The sequence below is a fragment of the Pseudomonas sp. LBUM1658 genome, assembly GCF_059716055.1.
This window is the reverse complement of sequence record NZ_CP166798.1, coordinates 3,706,633-3,723,802: the sequence shown is the minus strand read 5'-3', so window position 1 is coordinate 3,723,802 and position 17,170 is coordinate 3,706,633. Positions and strand designations below refer to the sequence as shown.

General features: G+C 60.2%; 11 protein-coding genes. 7 read left to right on the top strand and 4 right to left on the bottom strand.

Annotated features, from left to right (window positions below; all coding sequences use genetic code 11):
• Positions 1-43 precede the first annotated feature (43 nt).
• The 7 genes from ACA064_RS17020 to ACA064_RS16990 all read left to right on the top strand — a co-directional run bounded on the left by ACA064_RS17020 (position 44) and on the right by ACA064_RS16990 (position 12,712).
• A complete protein-coding gene (locus tag ACA064_RS17020; protein ID WP_497669163.1) occupies positions 44-1,681 on the top strand; it encodes a 3-(methylthio)propionyl-CoA ligase in 1,638 nt (545 codons plus the stop codon).
• Positions 1,682-1,737: 56 nt separating this feature from the next.
• Entirely contained in the window at positions 1,738-4,404 is a 2,667-nt protein-coding gene (locus ACA064_RS17015) for a helix-turn-helix transcriptional regulator (protein WP_497669162.1), read from the top strand.
• A 222-nt stretch (positions 4,405-4,626) separates the two neighbouring features.
• Positions 4,627-5,790, top strand: coding sequence for a thiolase C-terminal domain-containing protein (locus ACA064_RS17010; protein WP_497669161.1), 1,164 nt, complete (start codon positions 4,627-4,629; stop codon positions 5,788-5,790).
• 62 nt (positions 5,791-5,852) lie between these two features.
• Positions 5,853-7,691 (top strand): DUF1302 domain-containing protein, encoded by a 1,839-nt coding sequence (locus tag ACA064_RS17005; protein ID WP_497669160.1) that lies wholly within the window; start codon positions 5,853-5,855, stop codon positions 7,689-7,691.
• A gap of 32 nt (positions 7,692-7,723) precedes the next feature.
• On the top strand, positions 7,724-9,085 hold the full coding sequence (locus tag ACA064_RS17000; protein ID WP_497669159.1) for a DUF1329 domain-containing protein: 1,362 nt from the start codon (positions 7,724-7,726) through the stop codon (positions 9,083-9,085).
• Between the two features lie 78 nt (positions 9,086-9,163).
• Positions 9,164-10,240, top strand: a complete 1,077-nt coding sequence (locus tag ACA064_RS16995) for a WD40/YVTN/BNR-like repeat-containing protein (RefSeq protein ID WP_497669158.1) — start codon at positions 9,164-9,166, stop codon at positions 10,238-10,240.
• A 36-nt stretch (positions 10,241-10,276) separates the two neighbouring features.
• Complete coding sequence (locus tag ACA064_RS16990; protein ID WP_497669157.1) at positions 10,277-12,712, top strand: efflux RND transporter permease subunit; 2,436 nt, start codon at positions 10,277-10,279, stop codon at positions 12,710-12,712.
• Positions 12,713-12,919: 207 nt separating this feature from the next.
• On the opposite strand, the gene ACA064_RS16985 is transcribed toward ACA064_RS16990, so the two are convergent.
• From ACA064_RS16985 to ACA064_RS16970, 4 genes are all read right to left on the bottom strand, one after another.
• Positions 12,920-14,188 (bottom strand): anaerobic sulfatase maturase, encoded by a 1,269-nt coding sequence (locus tag ACA064_RS16985; protein WP_497669156.1) that lies wholly within the window; start codon positions 14,186-14,188, stop codon positions 12,920-12,922.
• 336 nt (positions 14,189-14,524) lie between these two features.
• The gene (locus ACA064_RS16980; RefSeq protein WP_497674265.1) at positions 14,525-15,742 is read right to left on the bottom strand and encodes a flavin monoamine oxidase family protein; all 1,218 of its coding nucleotides are present in this window, start codon (positions 15,740-15,742) and stop codon (positions 14,525-14,527) included.
• 120 nt (positions 15,743-15,862) lie between these two features.
• Entirely contained in the window at positions 15,863-16,840 is a 978-nt protein-coding gene (locus ACA064_RS16975; RefSeq protein WP_497669155.1) for an IS5 family transposase, read from the bottom strand.
• Positions 16,841-16,899: 59 nt separating this feature from the next.
• Positions 16,900-17,160: an FAD-dependent oxidoreductase gene (locus ACA064_RS16970; protein ID WP_497669154.1), complete on the bottom strand. Its 261-nt coding sequence runs from the start codon at positions 17,158-17,160 to the stop codon at positions 16,900-16,902.
• Between the last annotated feature and the right edge of the window lie 10 nt (positions 17,161-17,170).

Below are 17,170 nucleotides of genomic sequence, written 5' to 3'. Positions count from 1 at the left end.
TACGACGTTCTAAAAACAAAAAATACTGAGCGGAGACGAAGCCATGCTGGGTTTGATGCAGGATCACCCACTGTTGATTTCATCGGTCCTGGAACATGCGCTCAAAGCGCATCCACAGGGCCAGATCGCCTCGCGCACTGTCGAAGGGCCGATGCATCACTGCCGCTATGCCGATATCGGCCGGCGCGCCAAACAGCTGGCCAATGCCCTGACTGCCCTGGATGTGCAGCCCGGCGAGCGGATCGCTACGCTGGCCTGGAACGGCTACCGGCACATGGAACTGTATTTTGGCGTGTCGGGCATGGGCGCGGTCCTGCATACCATCAACCCGCGACTGTTCCCTGAGCAGATCGAGTTCATTGCCAACCACGCCGAGGACCAGTACCTGTTCTTCGACCTGTCGTTCGCCGCGCTGGTCGAGCAGCTGGCACCCCGGATGAAGTCCGTCAAAGCCTTCATCGCCCTGACCGATCGCAGCCGGATGCCGGCTATCGAGGTGCCCAACCTGCTGTGCTACGAGGAGCTGATTCAGGACCAGAGTGACCAGTTCGTCTGGCCGGTTCTCGATGAGCGGGCCGCCTCGTCGTTGTGCTACACCTCGGGAACCACCGGCAATCCGAAAGGCGTGCTGTTTTCCCACCGCTCTTCGATCCTGCACTCCCTGGCGTTATGCACCCAGGACGGATTCGCTCTGTCATCGGCGGATTCGGCGTTGTTGGTGGTGCCGATGTTCCACGTCAATGCCTGGGGCATGCCCTATGCGGCGGCTATGAGTGGGGCCAGGTTGGTCCTGCCAGGGGCGGCGCTGGATGGTGAGAGCCTTTACCGGCTGATGCGTGACGAAGGGGTGACCCTGGCCCTTGGCGTACCCACGGTTTGGATGGCCTTGCAGCAATACGTCGAGGCCCATGAACTGGACCCGACGGGGGACCTACGGCTGAACCGGGTAGTGATTGGCGGGGCGGCAGCACCCCGGGCCCTGATCGAGACCTTTGAAAACCGTTTTGACGCGCGGGTGCTGCACGCCTGGGGCATGACCGAGATGTCGCCCCTAGGCACCGTCTGCAACCCGCTGCCCAAGCACCGCGATGCCACACTGGATGAGCGCCTGGATCTGCAGGCCAAGCAGGGACGGTCGTTGTTCGGGGTGTCGATGAAGATTGTCGATGCCGCGGGCGCCGAGCTGCCTCGAGACGGCAAGGCCTCCGGTCACTTGCTGGTCAAGGGTCCGTGGATTGCCAGTCAGTATTATCGGGGGGAGGGTGGGCCGATCCTCGATGACGCAGGCTGGTTCGATACCGGGGATATCGCCACTATCGACCCGGATAATTACATGCAGATCACTGACCGGGCCAAGGATGTCATCAAGTCCGGTGGTGAGTGGATCTCCTCGATCGACCTGGAAAACGCCGCGGTCGGTCATCCAGCGGTGGCGGAGGCCGCCGTGATCGGTATTGCCCATCCCAAGTGGCAGGAGCGGCCGTTGCTGGTCGTCGTCCTGAAAGCGGGTAAGATGGCCAGCAAGGAAGAACTGCTGGGTTTCCTGGAGTCCCGAGTAGCGAAATGGTGGTTGCCGGACGATGTGGCTTTCGTTGAGGCACTGCCACACACGGCGACCGGCAAGCTGCAAAAAATGAAGTTGCGCGAGCAGTTTCAGGACTATCGTTTAGCATGTCGATAGCCATCGATTTCCCGTCTCTTTCACGCAGTGCATCGTACTGTCGAGGCATCGCCGACATGGATCGCATAGAGCCCGAGCTGGTCCTCAAGACCACTCCACCCCGCAGCCAGAAAATGGCGCAGTTGCGCGAGCGCTTGCGCATTGACGCCCCCGAACTGCTGGACAAGGTGGCGATCGCGATCCATGGCCCGGCGGGGTTCGGCAAGACTTACCTGCTGGCTCAGTGGCGCCGGGAGTTCCTGTCGCGTGGGGCGGTGGTCGGCTGGTTGACGCTCGATAGCCATGACGATGGCGTGCGCTTTGCCCAGGGGCTGGCCGCGGCCATGGCCATGGGCAGTGGTCGACAGTCGTTCGCCGGTTCTCTGGAACGGATGCCCGGCCATGGTCGCGATGAGCTGGAGGGGCTGACGGACTGGCTGGCGGAGGTGGCCGACCTGGGCAGCGAAACCGTGTTGATTCTCGACGAAGCCGACACCTTGCCGGCGGCGACCGTTCGCCATTCCCTGACTTATCTGCTGCACAACGCCCCGGCCAACCTGCGCATCATCATGGCCTCGCGCCGACGCTTGAGCCTGCATGTGGCCGACCTGCTGGCACGTGGGTTGTACGCCACGATAGGGGTCACGGCGTTGCGCTTTCGCGTCGAAGAAACCGTGGCGATACTCAGCAGCCGCTTTGCCGCGCGTATCGACCCGGACCTTTGCGTGCGTCTGCACGAAATCACCGAAGGCTGGCCGCTGGGGTTGCAACTGGCGATTTGCGCGATAGAGAAGAGCCCTAACCTGGTAGCGGCAATCGAGGAATTGTCGGCTAGCTCGGGTGATATCCAGCGGTATTTCGTCGATAGCCTGGTTGCCCGGTTGTCTGTCGAGCAGGTCGATTTTCTCACCTGCATTGCCCTGTTGGAGATGGTTCATCCCTCGCTCTGCGTTGCCTTGACGGGCAACGAGCGGGCAGCTGAACTGCTGCATGAGCTGTGCATCTCGACGCCGATCTTCGTCGAAAGTGTCGATAGCGACTGGCTGCGAATTCATCCGTTGGCCAGGGAGTTTCTGCTCGGACGTTTTGCCGAACTGCCTCTGGCGCAGCGCCAGGAGTTTCATGAGCGGGCAGCGAGCTGGCTCGAAGAACAGTCGTTCTTCGAAGAGGCGGCGCGGCAATACCTGTTGGCCGGGCGTGTCACCCAGGCCTACGCGATGATCGAGCAATGCCTGTACGAGATCATGTTGCGGGGGCAATTCAGCCGGGTCATGGAATGGATCGAAGAGCTTCCACCGCACGAAGTGGAATCCCGTCCGCGCATGTGCCTGGCGGCGGCCTGGTCGCTGGCGATGAGCGAGCGGCATGTCGAGGCGGCGAGGTTGATCGCCGGCATCCAGCAGGACCCGCTCGCCGATGAAGCCACTCGTTGCGAAGCGGCGGCAATAGCCACCGCCGCGGCCTATTTTGCCGACCGGCCGGACGAGTCGCTGGCACTCATCACCCCTTGGGTGGACGCGCCACCGTCCGGTTCGATCAAACTGCAAGCCATTGTTGCTAACCAGATCGCCCGGCTGACGCTGTTCCAGGGCCAGCCGGAGAAAGCCCGACGGATCTTCCAGCGGGCGCCGCACTATGCCTGGAGCCCCGGCCTCGATGCGATTCGCGGATTTGGCGAGTGGGTAGTGGGCATGAGCTACCTGAGCGAGGGGCGCATGTTGCCGGCCGAAACTTCGCTACGAGACAGCCTGTTGCGGGCTGAACAGGACATCGGTCGGCGCAGTCCGGTGGCGGTGATGCTGGCCAGCGGTCTGGCTGCGGTGCTGTTCGAGCGTGGCCAGATCCAGGAAGCGACGACGGTGCTGGCCAACCGCCTGGATGTAGTCGAGCGGCTGGCCTCGCCGGATGCGATCGTCATGGGCTTTCTCACCGCCGCACGCCTGGCGATGCTGCAGGGCCAGGCACACCGTGGATATGACCTGTTGCAGGCACTCTGCACCCTCGGTGAGGAGCGTGGCATTGCGCGTTTCTGCATGGTCGCCCTGGGTGAGCAGATTCGCTTGAACGCCCTGCAAGGCCGGGCCGATACCTGCCAGGCGCTGTGGCGTCGCCTGGATGAGGGCGTGCCCGACTTTGCCCGCGAACAGCGTGGTTTGCTCGGACCAGAGTTGAACATGGTGGCCGGGCTGGCGAACGCCTATGTCGCCTTGATGCAGCGCGACTGGCCGAGAATGCTGGAAGTCCTGGCGGTGGTTGGCGAGATAGCCGAGCGCCTGCGGCGTGGCCGCGAAATCGTTCAGGTCAAGTTGCTCAAGGCGCTGGCGCTCAGGGAGTCGGGTGGGGACGGGCTTCCCTGCTTTCTGGAGGCCATCAGCCTGGCCGAGGAATACGATCTGCAGCGAGTGGTGCAAGACACCCATCCGGATCTGCTCAAGTGGGCGCAAAACCTTGAGCGGGAAAATGCCCGAGCGGTTACGCCGGCCTTGCACCAGCCCCCTGCGGTTTCGCGTCCGGCACCGACCTCGAGTGTTTCTCCCAGCAGCCTGTTGACGCCCAAGGAGCGTGAAGTGTTGCAACTGCTGGCACGCAACCTGTCGAACAAGCAGATAGCCCTGGCGCTGAATGTCGGCGAAGAAACGGTGAAGTGGCATTTGAAAAACCTCTTCGGAAAATTCCAGGCCGGCACCCGCCGGCATGTCGTCGATCGCGCCTACATGCTGGGTATCCTCCACCCGGCCGGCTGAGGCCGGATCCGCGCCATCTCCTGGCCGTCCTTGCATTACCCCCCACCCCGAATTCACTCCCCCCCTGACGATGGGGGTGGCTGACTTTCAGCGACACCATAGTCTGAGCCCCAAGCCGAGTGTGCGCTCCTGACCGGATTCTCCGGTCCTGTGCAGCGCTGCTCGACAAACCAATTAAAAAAAGATTTGCCGACACGTGGCGGCTATCCGGGAGCAGGGGCTATGAGTGAAAGAGTGCTGATTGCGGGGGTGGGCATGACCCCGTTCGTCCCGCTGAGCGCTCGCGATGGCGTCGCTTCGCTGGCAGGCCGGGCGATCCGCTCGGCGCTTGATGATGCGCGCATTGACTTTGATCTGGTCGACCAGGTGTTCGCCTCTTGCGTACAAGGCGAGGCCGGTAGTGCCGAGCAGGTGTTGGCGCAGATCGGCCTCACCGGTATTCCGCTGTTCACCACCAGCGATGGCTGTGCCTCGGCCAGCAGTGCGTTCCAGCTGGCCCGCAACAGCGTGCTTTCAGGCGAGGCCGAATGCGCCCTGGCGCTTGGCTTCGAATGCATGCCGGCGAGTATTTCCAACCGGGCCTTTTTCGGCCTGGACGAATGCCCGGACGATGAGTGGGACAGCGTGGGACGTGGCAACGACCCGCTGGCATTTCTCGCCCGCCGTCAGCATCCGGCTGCGCTGTTCGCCGCCCAGACCAGCTGGCTGTTGACCCGGATGGCCATTGACGAAAGCAGCTTCGAGCGGGTGATCAACCAGGCTCGGGCGCAGGCCAGGCTCAATCCGTATGCGGTACTGCACCGTTGTTCAGACCGCGATGGCTGGCTCGCTCCCTATCTGTGTCCACCGGCCCACGGCGCGGCGGCGGTCTTGCTCTGTACTCCGGCGTTCCTCGCGCGTTACGGCGCTCGCGGCGGAGTCGCGGTGCTGGCCAGTGTCCGTGGCAGCGACACCACCTCCGAACAGGAGTCAGGCTGTGTGCTCGATGTCCTGGGGCGGGCCGCGACCCGCCGGGTTGCCCAGCAGGCCTACGAATTGGCCGGAGTCGGAGCCGAAGACATCGAGGTGGTCGAACTCCATGACCAGAGTGTCGGCGACTTCATGGTGTACAGCGCTGCATTGGGATTCTGCGAGGAAGACCAGATCGACAACTTCGTGCGGCACACCTGCAGGTCATGGGGCGGACAGGTTGCTGTCTGCCCCTCGGGAGGCCTGCTGGGCCGCGGGCATGCACCCGGCGCAACAGGGCTGGCGCAGATCTGCGAACTGGTCTGGCAGCTGCGCGGTGAGGCCCAGGCCAGACAGATCAGCGGCGCCCGGACGGCGCTGCAGCACAGCGCGGCGCTTGGCCGTTCTGTATCAGTAACCATTCTGCAGCGCGCCTAAGGAGAGAGCCTGCGAATTCAAGCATGACTTTTCGTGAACCATAGAGAAGGTGAGCAAGTTAGATGAACAACAACAATAAGATCTGCCATGCAAACTTGCGTAGAGGGTTTCTGGCTTCGGCGATTCTGGCGGGGCTGGGGATTGCTCCGGTACAGGCCTTCGAACTCGACACGGGCAATGAGGACTTGTCGGTGCGCTTCGACAACACCCTGAAGCTCAACTATGCCCAACGGGTCGAAAGCGCCAACTCCAAGCTGGCCAACTCCTGGAACAACAACGACGGAGACCGCAATTTCTCCTCGGGTAGCGCGGTGTCCCAGCGCGTCGATGTGCTGTCCGAACTGGACGTGGTTTACAAGCAGAAAGTCGGTTTTCGCGTCAGCTCCAACAGCTGGTACGACCATGCCTACGACAATGTCGGCAGCGCCAATCCGGCGACTAACCAGCTCAACGACGGTGTGCCTGACTCCCGGCACATCAGCGGCTACGCCGACCGTTATTACAACGGTCCTTCGGCCGAGATTCTCGATGCCTTCGTCTTCGGCAGCACGGAAATTGGCGATGAGTCACTGCTCAGCGCCAAGCTCGGTAGCCACACCCAATACTGGGGCGAAAGCATCCTGGCCTTCGCCCATGGCAACAGCTACGGCCAGTCCGGCCTGGATATTTCCAAGGCGCTGGCGGTGCCGGGTACCGAAGCGAAGGAGTTGTTCATCCCGCGCAACCAGCTGTCCACCAGCCTGACGCTCAACCCGGAGCTGACCCTGGCCGCGCAGTACTTCCTCGACTGGGACGCCTCGCGCTTGCCGGAGTCCGGCACCTACCTGGGCTTCAACGACGGCATCCAGAGTGGCGGGCACAACCTGTCGCTGATCGGCGGAGTCAATCCGTTCTTTGGCAGCCCTGGGCCGATCGGTGCCAACCAGTTCCTCCGGCTTTCCAATGGCCACACCTTTACCCCGGACGACCGTGGCGACTTCGGCCTGATGGCCAAGTGGAGCCCGGAGTGGCTGGACGGGACCCTGGGTTTCTACTACCGCAACACCTCCGATATCTTGCCGAACCTGGCGCTGCAACCGACCGCGGTGGGTCCGGCACAACTGATCTCCGGCGACATCGGCAGTTACAACCAGTTCTACGTCGACGATATCGATATCTACGGCATCAGCCTGTCCAAGAGCATCGCCGGGGTCAGCGTCGGTTTCGACCTGAACTACCGCGAGAACATGCCCCTGTCCAGCGTGGCGGCGACGGTCAGCCCGGCCGCGGCGGCCGCAGGGCGGCCAGGCTTTATTGGCAGCTTCGACGGCGACAACGGCGTGGCCCGCGGCAATACCGTGCATGCGGTGCTCAACGGCCTGACCACCTTCGGCGATACGCCAATCTGGGATTCCTCCTCGTTGCTGGTCGAGCTCGCCTACAGCCGCTGGCTGGATGTGACCGACAACAAGCAGCTGTTCAAGGGCGAGGACTGGTACCGCGGAGTCGACAAGGTCACCAAGGATAACTACGTCCTTGGCGTCAACTTCAACCCGACCTGGTACCAGGTGTTCCCCGGCGTCGATATGTTTATGCCGGTCAGCTACAACGTCGGCCTCAAAGGCAACTCAGCGGTACAGCTGGGGGGCAACGAAGACTCCGGCAGTTACTCGGTGGGTGTCGGTTTCGATGTCCGCAATCAATACCGTTTTGACCTGAAGTATGTGGACAACTTCGGTCCTTTCGACACCTGCGACAGGGCAGGTACTCCGCCTGCAGGTGGCACACAGGGAGCGGGTGCCGCACCAGGAGCCAACGGCATGTACAACTGCGCGCCCGGCCAGACCACGGCATTTGCCGGGACTCAGCCGCAGCTCAAGGATCGCGGCATGGTTACTGCCACCTTCAAAACCACCTTCTGATCGAAGCGTTGCCTGATAACAGGAGACACCCCATGAAATTCGTCAAAACCCTACTGGCCAGCACCCTTGCGCTGGCCGTCACCGGAGCCGCCCATGCGGCCGTATCCCCGGACCAGGCTGCGAAGCTCGGTACCACCCTGACCGGCGTTGGCGCCGAGAAGGCCGGCAACGCCGATGGCAGCATCCCGGCCTACACCGGCGGGCTGACCACGCCGCCGGCCAGCTACCAGAAGGGCAGCTCGTTTCGCCCCGACCCTTTCGACGGCGAAAAGCCGGCGGTGGTGATTACTGGCAAGAATGCCGCCGAGTACAGCGGCAAGTTGACGGCCTCGACCCAGGAACTGCTCAAGCGTTTCCCGTCCTTTCGCGTCGACGTGTTCCCGACCCACCGCACCGTGGCCATACCGCAACGGTTGCTGGACAACACCGCAAAGAATGCCGTGGGGACCAAATCGGTCGAGGGCGGTGTAGCCCTGGATAATGCGCTGCCGGGCGTGCCGTTCCCGATCCCCAACGATGGCTATGAAGCCATGTGGAACCACCTGTTGCGCTACCAGGGGCATGCCCTTAACACCAAGTACGACTCCTGGAACGTCGACTCTTCCGGCAAGGCGATCCTCGCGACTACCGGTAACGCCTACCTCGAATACCCGTTGTATGATCCGGCCCGTACCACGCCGGCAAAAGAGAGCGATATTTTCTTCAAGACCAAGCTCTACTACCAGGGTCCGGCCCGTCGCGCCGGCGAGGCGATCCTGCTGGTGGATGCGGTCAATCCGCTGAAACAGGAGCGTCGTGGCTGGCAATACCTCCCGGGTCAACGCCGAGTGAAGCTGGCGCCGGACATCGCCTATGACACGCCAAACCCTGGCTCTGCCGGTAGCTCCACCTACGATGATGCGTGGGTGTTCAACGGCGCGCTGGATCGTTACGACTTCAAACTGGTCGGCAAGAAGGAGATGTACGTTCCGTACAACACCTACAAGCTGAACTACCACAAGACCGCGGCGGACATCACCACGCCAAACCACGTCAACCCCGATCTGATGCGTTGGGAACTGCACCGCGTCTGGGTCGTCGAGGCGAAACTGAAGCCGGGCAAGCGCCACATCTACAGCAAACGCACCTTCTACATCGACGAGGACAGCTGGATCGCTCTGGCCTCCGACGAGTATGACGCCAGTGGTCAGCTCTACCGTGGTGCCTTCGCGCACATGGCCTACAGCTACGACGTACAGGCGCCGAACTCGGACAACCACCTGTTCTACGACTTCATCACCGGTAGCTACAACATCACCGGCGTGTATGGCCCGTACGGCGGCATCAAATACATCGAGCCGCTCTCCAAAGCCCAGTGGGCACCGGAGTCGCTGGCCGGCGCGGGTATCCGCTAACCGAACTCCTAGTGGCAGTTTTCCATCGGGGGGGTACCGACTTGCCTCCCCGGTGGTTTTTTTATCCGGGAAACAGCTATGAATATCTCTAAGTGGATGGCGCTTGCCGCACTGGCCGCGGCGCTGGCGTTGCCGTTCACCCGACATGTGGTGGCGGCGGACTTCATCGATACCCTGGACAGCCCGGCCATCCAGAGTGAAAAGGCTGTCCGAGGCATGTTTACGGGGCTGGCCAGTGCCGACAAGCGTCTGGTCGCGGTCGGCCAGCGCGGGCACATTTTTTATTCGGACGATGCCGGTTTGCACTGGCGCCAGGCCCAGGTACCGGTTAGCTCCGACCTGGTGGCCGTACACTTTCCCAGTCCGCTCCAGGGCTGGGCAGTGGGCCACGATGGCGTGGTGTTGCACAGCAGCGATGGCGGTGAAACCTGGGACCGTCAGTTCGATGGGCGCCAGGTGGGGCCGAGCATGCTCGCGTACTACCAGCGACTGGCCGCTGATCAGCCAGAAGATGAAGCGCTGGCAGTACGGGTCAGCGAGGCTCAACGCATGACGGAGGAGGGTGCGGACAAACCCTTTCTGGATGTCTGGTTCGAGAACGACCAGGTTGGCTACATCGTCGGTGCGTTCAACCTGATATTCCGCACCGAAGATGGCGGTAGCAGCTGGACTCCGTGGCTCGATCGCACGGACAACCCGACTGCACTGAACCTGTATGCACTGCGTCCGGTTGGCAACCAGTTGTTCATCGTCGGCGAACAAGGTCTGGTGCTCAAACTGGATCCCGCAGCCGGGCGTTTCATTGCCACCCCTACGCCCTACAACGGCACCTTCTTCGGCATCACCGGCAAGCCGGGTGCAGTCCTGGTGTTTGGCCTGCGCGGCAATGTGTATCGCAGCGTCGATGCCGGTGCCAGCTGGAGCAAGGTCGAACTTGGCCTGCCGCTGAGCATCACCGCCAGTACGGTCAGCGCAGACGGGCGGATCATCCTGCTCAGCCAGGCCGGCCATGTGCTGGTCAGCGCCGACGACGGCGCGAGCTTCAAACTGCAGCCACAAAACGGCCTGGCGCCGGTTGCTGGCGCACTGGTATCCGGTTCCGGTTCGCTGGTGCTCGCAGGCACTGGTGGCCTGCGTCAGTTACCTCTCGAATAAGCCCACTGCCGTATTACAAAAGAGACAAGAAACGTTATGGGTAATTACGAACTCGATACGATGCCGGTGATCAAGGAGCTCAAGGGCTTCGATGCACGCTCCGGCAACCTGCTCGAACGGTTGATCTTCAACAATCGGTTGCTGGTGGTCCTGGCCTGCCTGACCGTCACCGTCTTGCTGAGCTATTTCGCGGCCACCCGGCTGACGCTCAACGCCAGCTTCGAGAAGATGCTGCCACAGAGCCAGCCGTTCATCAAAAACTACCTGGAGAACCGCCAGTCCCTGCGCGGGCTCGGCAATGCGGTGCGGGTGGTGGTGGAGAACAGCGAAGGCGATATCTACGATCCGCAGTACCTCGAGGTGCTCAAACAGGTCAACGACACGCTGTTCGTCACCCCGGGGGTGGATCGCGCCTGGATGAAGTCGCTGTGGACCCCTGCCGTGCGCTGGACCGAGGTCACCGAGGAGGGCTTTCGCGGTGGACCGGTGATGCCCGATGCCTATGACGGCTCGGCCAGCGGCGTCGAGCAACTGCGGCAGAACATTGCCCGCTCCGGCATCGTTGGCAGCCTGATCGGCAATAACTTCAAGTCGAGCATGATCTTCGTGCCGCTGCTGGAGAAAGACCCGGTCACCGGTGAAGCCATCGACTACCACAGCTTCTCGCGCATGCTCGAAGAGCAGCTGCGCAACAAGTACGAGTTTGCCGGCAACGCCAAGGCGCACGCTCAGGGCGAGGAGGGCAAGGGGCCAATCAAGATCCGCGTTATCGGCTTTGCCAAGCTGGTGGGCGACCTGCTCGACGGCCTGGTGCTGGTGATGATGTTCTTTGGCGCCGCGGCGTTGATCGCCACCGCCATTATTTTCTTCTTTACTCGTTGCGTACGCAGCACGACGCTGGTGATCCTCTGTTCGGTGATCGCCGTGGCCTGGCAACTCGGGCTGGTCGCGCTGTTCGGCTATGCGCTCGATCCGTTCTCGATCCTCGTGCCGTTCCTGGTGTTCGCCATCGGCGTCTCCCATGGCGCGCAGAAGATGAACGGGATCATGCAGGACGTCGGGCGCGGCACCCATCAGCTGGTCGCCGCGCGCTACACCTTTCGCCGGTTGTTCCTCGCCGGTCTCACCGCGTTGCTGGCCGATGCGGTGGGTTTTGCGGTGTTGATGCTGATCGACATTCCGGTGATCCAGGACCTGGCCGTTACCGCCAGCATTGGTGTGGCGGTGCTGATCTTCACCAACCTGGTGTTGCTGCCGGTGCTGTTGTCCTATTGGGGTGTCAGTCGCAAGGCGGCTGCGCGCACGCTGCGCCAGGAAGACCAGGAACTGCACGGCAAGGGCCTGGGTAATCTCTGGAGCTTCCTCGACCGCTTCACCGAACGCCGCTGGGCGACCGGGGCGGTGGTGGTGGCGGGCCTGCTGGCGGTGGGCGGCTTCATGGTCAGCACCCAGTTGAAGATCGGCGACCTCGATCCCGGGGCGCCCGAGCTGCGTTCGGACTCACGCTATAACCGCGACAACGCCTACATCACCGCCAATTATTCGCTGTCCAGCGACCAGTTCGCAGTGATGATCAAAACCGCCAGCGAAGGCTGCCTGAAATACGAAACCCTGGTCGAGGCCGACCGTCTCGGTTGGTTGCTGCAACAGCAGCCGGGGGTGCAGACCACGGTGTCGCTGGTCAATGCGGTGCGGCAGATCACGGCGGGTTCCTATGAAGGCAACCCGAAGATGCTGACCATCGCCCGTAACCAGGATGTACTGAATTACGGCGCACAGCAGGCTTCGGTGAACAATCCGGAGCTGTTCAACAACGACTGCTCGATGATGCCCGTGGTGGCCTATCTGGCGGATCACAAGGCCGAAACCCTCGATCATGTGGTGCGAGTGGCCGAGACCTTCGCTCGCGAACACAGCACCGAGGATCGCCAGTTCATGCTCGCTGCCGGCAGTGCCGGGATCGAGGCGGCGACCAACATCGTCGTGCGTGAAGCCAACCGCACCATGCTGTTCTACGTCTATGGCGCGGTGATCGTGCTCTGCTTCATTACCTTCCGCAGCTGGCGCGCCGTGGTCGTCGCCGTGGTGCCGTTGATGCTGACCTCGATCCTCTGCGAGGCCTTGATGGTCTGGCTGGGCATGGGCGTGAAGGTTGCCACCTTGCCGGTGATCGCACTGGGCGTGGGTATCGGCGTGGATTATGCGCTGTACCTGCTGAGCGTCCAGCTGGCCCAGCAACGCGCCGGCCTGTCGCTGACCGAGGCCTACAAGAACTCGGTGGCGTTCACCGGCAAGGTCGTGGCGCTGGTGGGGATCACCCTGGCGGCAGGCGTTATCACCTGGGCCTGGTCGCCGATCAAGTTCCAGGCGGACATGGGCATCCTGCTGACCTTCATGTTCATCTGGAACATGGTCGGGGCATTGGTGCTGATCCCGGCGCTGTCGCATTTCCTGCTCAGGAAGGCCCACTGATCTGAAACACGGAAAAAGCCCCGCGACCGGATGCGGCGCGGGGCAAACCCTGATGTCCGTCCGTTAAACACCCTGTACCTCGAAAAGATCGCAGCCTGCGGCAGCTCCTACAGAATTTGCGTTCACCTACATTTTTGTAGGACTACGCGGTCGGTGTAGGAGCTGCCGCAGGCTGCGATCTTGGCGATCTCATGTTCGCCGAAACCATCACTTATCAAGCGGTACGATCAGCGGGCCGTCGAAGGCCTGCATGATTAACGCTGCCGGCTGGCCGTGGCTGATCAGCTGGGCCATGGCGTTCATGTAGGGTGTCAGATGACGGAAATATTTCTTGTAGCTCGGGCACAGGTAGTTCAGGCCGGGCTCGCCGTTGGGCGCGGTCATGAAGCGGTTCTTCGGGCATTCGCCATGGCAGGCGAAGCGGTAATCGCACTGCACGCACATGGCCGGCAGTGTCTCTTCCTTGGCCGCACCGAACGCCTGCTGGGCGGGTGAGGCGAGCAGGGCTGCCGGATCGTCGGTCTGGATATTGCCCAGGCGGTATTCCGGGTACATGAAGTGATCGCAGGAATAGACGCTGCCGTCATGCTCGACGATCGCGGCCTTGCCACAGCGCGGGCTGAACAGGCACACCGACGGTGCCAGCTGGCACCAGGAAGCCAGGGCCCATTCGAAATTCATCACATGGATGGCGCCGACGTCCTGGCGCACCCATTCGTTGAAGATGGCGATCAGAAAGTCGCCATAACTTTCCGGCTCGACACTTTGCGCAGTCACTGCCGCAGGCTCGGGCAGGGGGTGCAAGCGCAGTTCCGGCGGAGTAGCGAAGTGCAGGCCCTGCTCGACTTCCGGGGCACCGGGCTGGCGCTCCACCACCGGGTTGAACTGGATGTGCCGGACCCCTTGGGCCTTGAGGAACCGATAGATTTCCAGCGGATAGTGCGCGACCTCGCGGGCCACGGTCACCAGCACATTGAACTCGACGCCGTGCTGCTTGAGCAGCCCGAGGCCGCGCATGACGTCGTCGAAACTGGAGCGCCCGCGCTTGTCCGGCCGATACAGGTCATGGACCTCGCGTGGACCGTCGAGGCTCAGGCCGACCATGAACTTTTCGCGAGCGAGGAAGGCGCACCAGTCGTCGTCGAGCAGGGTGCCATTGGTCTGCAGGGTATTGCGGATGACCTTGCCGCCGGCGAACTGACGCTGGTAGGCCAGCGCCCGCTGGAAAAACTCCAGCCCCAGCAGGGTCGGCTCGCCGCCTTGCCAGGTGAACTCAACTTCGGGGCTGTGCTGCGCCGCGATATAACCCTGAACGTAAGCACGCAACACGTCGTCGGGCATGCTGAAACGCTCGCGGGGCGGGAACAGCTGCTCTTTTTCCAGGTAGAAGCAATAACTGCAATCGAGGTTACAGATCGGCCCGATCGGCTTGGCCATCAGGTGCAGACCCTGAGGAGGGGCTTGGGGAGTAAGCATGGCTGGGTTCCCGCGTGCTGTGCAGACCGTTCCGCAGGACGCGGCGGTTTCAGGCTACAGGCTAGGGATTGGCCGAGCCGCAGCCACCCCCCATGGCCGGGGGGCAGAGTAGAAGATCACAGGTGAATTGATTTCACCGGGTAGCGCCAAAATCTCGCGGACTCTACCAACGATCATGAATGTTTTCCTATGTTTCCACAAAGATCTAATACAAAGTCAGGCCTGCGAACCGACAGGAGCGAGCTCTTCAATGCTAAGTACACGGCAGGGGATGACAACACCGTACTGGAAGGGGCAGGTGTTGTACTCGGTTTTATCGCCCGCTATTTCTGTCGATCAACCTAATAGCTCTTTTATTTGTTGAGCCGCCTTGATACCCGAGCCTATCGCGCCATCAATATAGCCTCGGTTGCCTGCGCAGAAGTCAGCACTAGCAAAAAAAACCCGACCTTCTGCGCCGTCCCGCAATCCTTTACCGTATTTTCTATACCAATCTGGACGCCATACACACCAGGTTCCTTGAGAGTAAGGATCTGAAACCCAGTCATAACCATAGGACCTGGTTACTTCAATGCCGGGCAAGAATTGCTCTAATGCTTTCTGCATCTTGCCAGTGTCGTGAGTGTCGAAGTTTTCTGGATCATTCCCAAAGCACGCTATCAAAGAGCTTTCTTTGCCTATGTGGTAGGTTAAGGCTTCGTCAATCCCTATATCCTTGTTGCCGTACAACAATACATTTGGAGTCTCACCTTTAATTTTCGCAAAGACCTTGAAGCCTTTTCCAGGATGCCCTTCTTTTGAGGCTGCCAACTTATCTGGATCCAGCGGCGGTGAAAACTCAACGTCTTTCAGTACGTTTAAAGGTATGGTGCAGACCACTGTTGCTGCTGTAAGGGTTTCACCGGTGTGTGTAGTGATAACAACATGTTCTGATTTTTGTTCGATCCTTTTGACTGGTGTATTTAATCTAACTTCTGGCCTGCCGTCACCCATCATTTCATTGGTCAATGAAATGGTGCCTTTTTCTAGCTGATAACGCGCATTGATATCATAGTATGATGCAATGCTTTGCCCGCATAGAGAAAAAATGCGATAGGCTTCATTGATCGATACATGACTCGTTTGTGAGCTCACGGCGCCGCTCAATAGCCGTTCGAATACTTCAATTTGGTCAGCTGTCAGGTCGGAATTTTTCAGCAGGTCATGAATGCTTTCGATGTCGACTTTAAGTATCTGCTCCATGCTGAAGTCCGGATCAAACGGTCGCGGCCAGATGGTCATGCCTTTGTCGGTGATTTTTTTGCCGCCGGCAAATAAGTCGGCAAAAAGCTTGGTGACATCCGGCTCAACTCTTTTGCCATCCTTGATTTGAATAAGACGTTCCGCCGCTGCCCCCGGCGTTTCTTTGATCTCTAAACCGTAACGCATGGTTTCGGCCCAAACAAAGGGCTGCGTCCAGTGAATCCAGGTGCCGCCTAACTCAACTTCTTGATCGCCAAAGGGGGCTTGATAAAAAGTGCGGCCACCTAAGGAAGGTCTGAAGTACCCACCGATTTTTGATGCCCTCTCTGTGAGAGGTTCAAAAAACGCTGATTCGGTCGAAAATCGGACCTTTCCACTCTTTAATTCATGATTTTTCCTCTAATCGCGCTGTTTCAGGGCGATTAGCCCGCATTACAGGCGCACCTCTCCTGCATTCAACAATCGTTTTCGCACCATCCACAGGTTCGACAAGGCGAACAACGTCGTCTGCTGAGCGATGTTTTTCGCCAGACCACGAAAGCGCACTTTCGTATAGCCAAACTGGCGCTTGATCACTCGAAACGGATGCTCAACCTTGGCTCTGACTTGCGCTTTCGCATACTCAATCCCGCGTAGCACGCTACCGATCACCGTGTCTTTGCCATGCTCTTTGTACGAACTGGGCCGGGCAGAAATCGACCAAATCATCTTGCGATCCTGATGTTCTGGGCGTTTCTGCACCCCGGTGTAACCGGCATCGCCACAGACGTGAACTTCTTCTCCGTGAAGCAATTGATCCACTTGTGTCACGTCCGCCACGTTGGCGGGAGTACCGACAACGCTATGAACCAAGCCCGAATCCGCATCAACGCCAATGTGGGATTTCATTCCAAAATAGTACTGATTTCCTTTCTTGGTCTGATGCATCTCGGGGTCGCGTTTCTTGTCTTTATTCTTGGTTGAGCTGGGTGCATGAATGATCGTCGCATCCACGATCGTTCCGTGACGCAACATCAATCCACGGTCACCCAGATAACCGTTGATAACCTGCAAAATCCCACCCGCCAGCTCATGTTTCTCCAGCAAGCGGCGGAAGTTGAGAATCGTGGTTTCGTCAGGAATTCGATCCAGATGCAGCCCTGCAAACTGGCGCAGGATCGTCGTTTCATACAGCGATTCTTCCATCGCCGGATCGCTGTAGCCGAACCAGTTCTGCATCAGATGAACCCGCAACATGGCCAGCAACGGATACGCCGGACGACCACCTTCACCCTTCGGATAATGCGGTTCGATCAAGGCAATCAAACCCTTCCAGGGCACGACTTGATCCATCTCGATCAGGAAGCGCTCGCGGCGGGTCTGCTTACGTTTACCGGCATACTCGGCATCGGCGAAGGACATCTGTTTCATCGGGGCTCAACCGTTCGATTCGTGTGAGATGGGTATTTCACCAGAGATGGAAGTCTTTTTCAGAGTTTCCCTAAACGATTGCGCGCTTCCAAAATGACACAGCGATAGCCATTTTCTTTTGCATCGCGGGCGGCCGTAACACCAGCAAAACCACCACCCACAATCAAGACATCGTAATCGAATGACGTTTTACCTCGAGGAGCATCAACGGCAGAGGAGAGTGAAACTTGACTCGACAACCCTGCCGCCAAAGCGCCGACAGCTGCACCCTTGATAAAGTCACGCCGATTCGATTTTAAGTGGCTGTCATCGTTACTCATTATCTTTTCC

Excerpts from the sequence above, each read along its gene's own strand:
- ACA064_RS17015 (WP_497669162.1), top strand. The coding sequence starts at position 1,738 with ATGGATCGCATAGAGCCCGAGCTGGTCCTCAAGACCACTCCACCCCGC.
- ACA064_RS17000 (WP_497669159.1), top strand. The coding sequence starts at position 7,724 with ATGAAATTCGTCAAAACCCTACTGGCCAGCACCCTTGCGCTGGCCGTC.
- ACA064_RS17005 (WP_497669160.1), top strand. The coding sequence starts at position 5,853 with ATGAACAACAACAATAAGATCTGCCATGCAAACTTGCGTAGAGGGTTT.
- ACA064_RS16995 (WP_497669158.1), top strand. The coding sequence starts at position 9,164 with ATGAATATCTCTAAGTGGATGGCGCTTGCCGCACTGGCCGCGGCGCTG.
- ACA064_RS16975 (WP_497669155.1), bottom strand. The coding sequence starts at position 16,840 with ATGAAACAGATGTCCTTCGCCGATGCCGAGTATGCCGGTAAACGTAAG.
- ACA064_RS17010 (WP_497669161.1), top strand. The coding sequence starts at position 4,627 with ATGAGTGAAAGAGTGCTGATTGCGGGGGTGGGCATGACCCCGTTCGTC.
- ACA064_RS16990 (WP_497669157.1), top strand. The coding sequence starts at position 10,277 with ATGGGTAATTACGAACTCGATACGATGCCGGTGATCAAGGAGCTCAAG.
- ACA064_RS16970 (WP_497669154.1), bottom strand. The coding sequence starts at position 17,160 with ATGAGTAACGATGACAGCCACTTAAAATCGAATCGGCGTGACTTTATC.
- ACA064_RS16985 (WP_497669156.1), bottom strand. The coding sequence starts at position 14,188 with ATGCTTACTCCCCAAGCCCCTCCTCAGGGTCTGCACCTGATGGCCAAG.
- ACA064_RS17020 (WP_497669163.1), top strand. The coding sequence starts at position 44 with ATGCTGGGTTTGATGCAGGATCACCCACTGTTGATTTCATCGGTCCTG.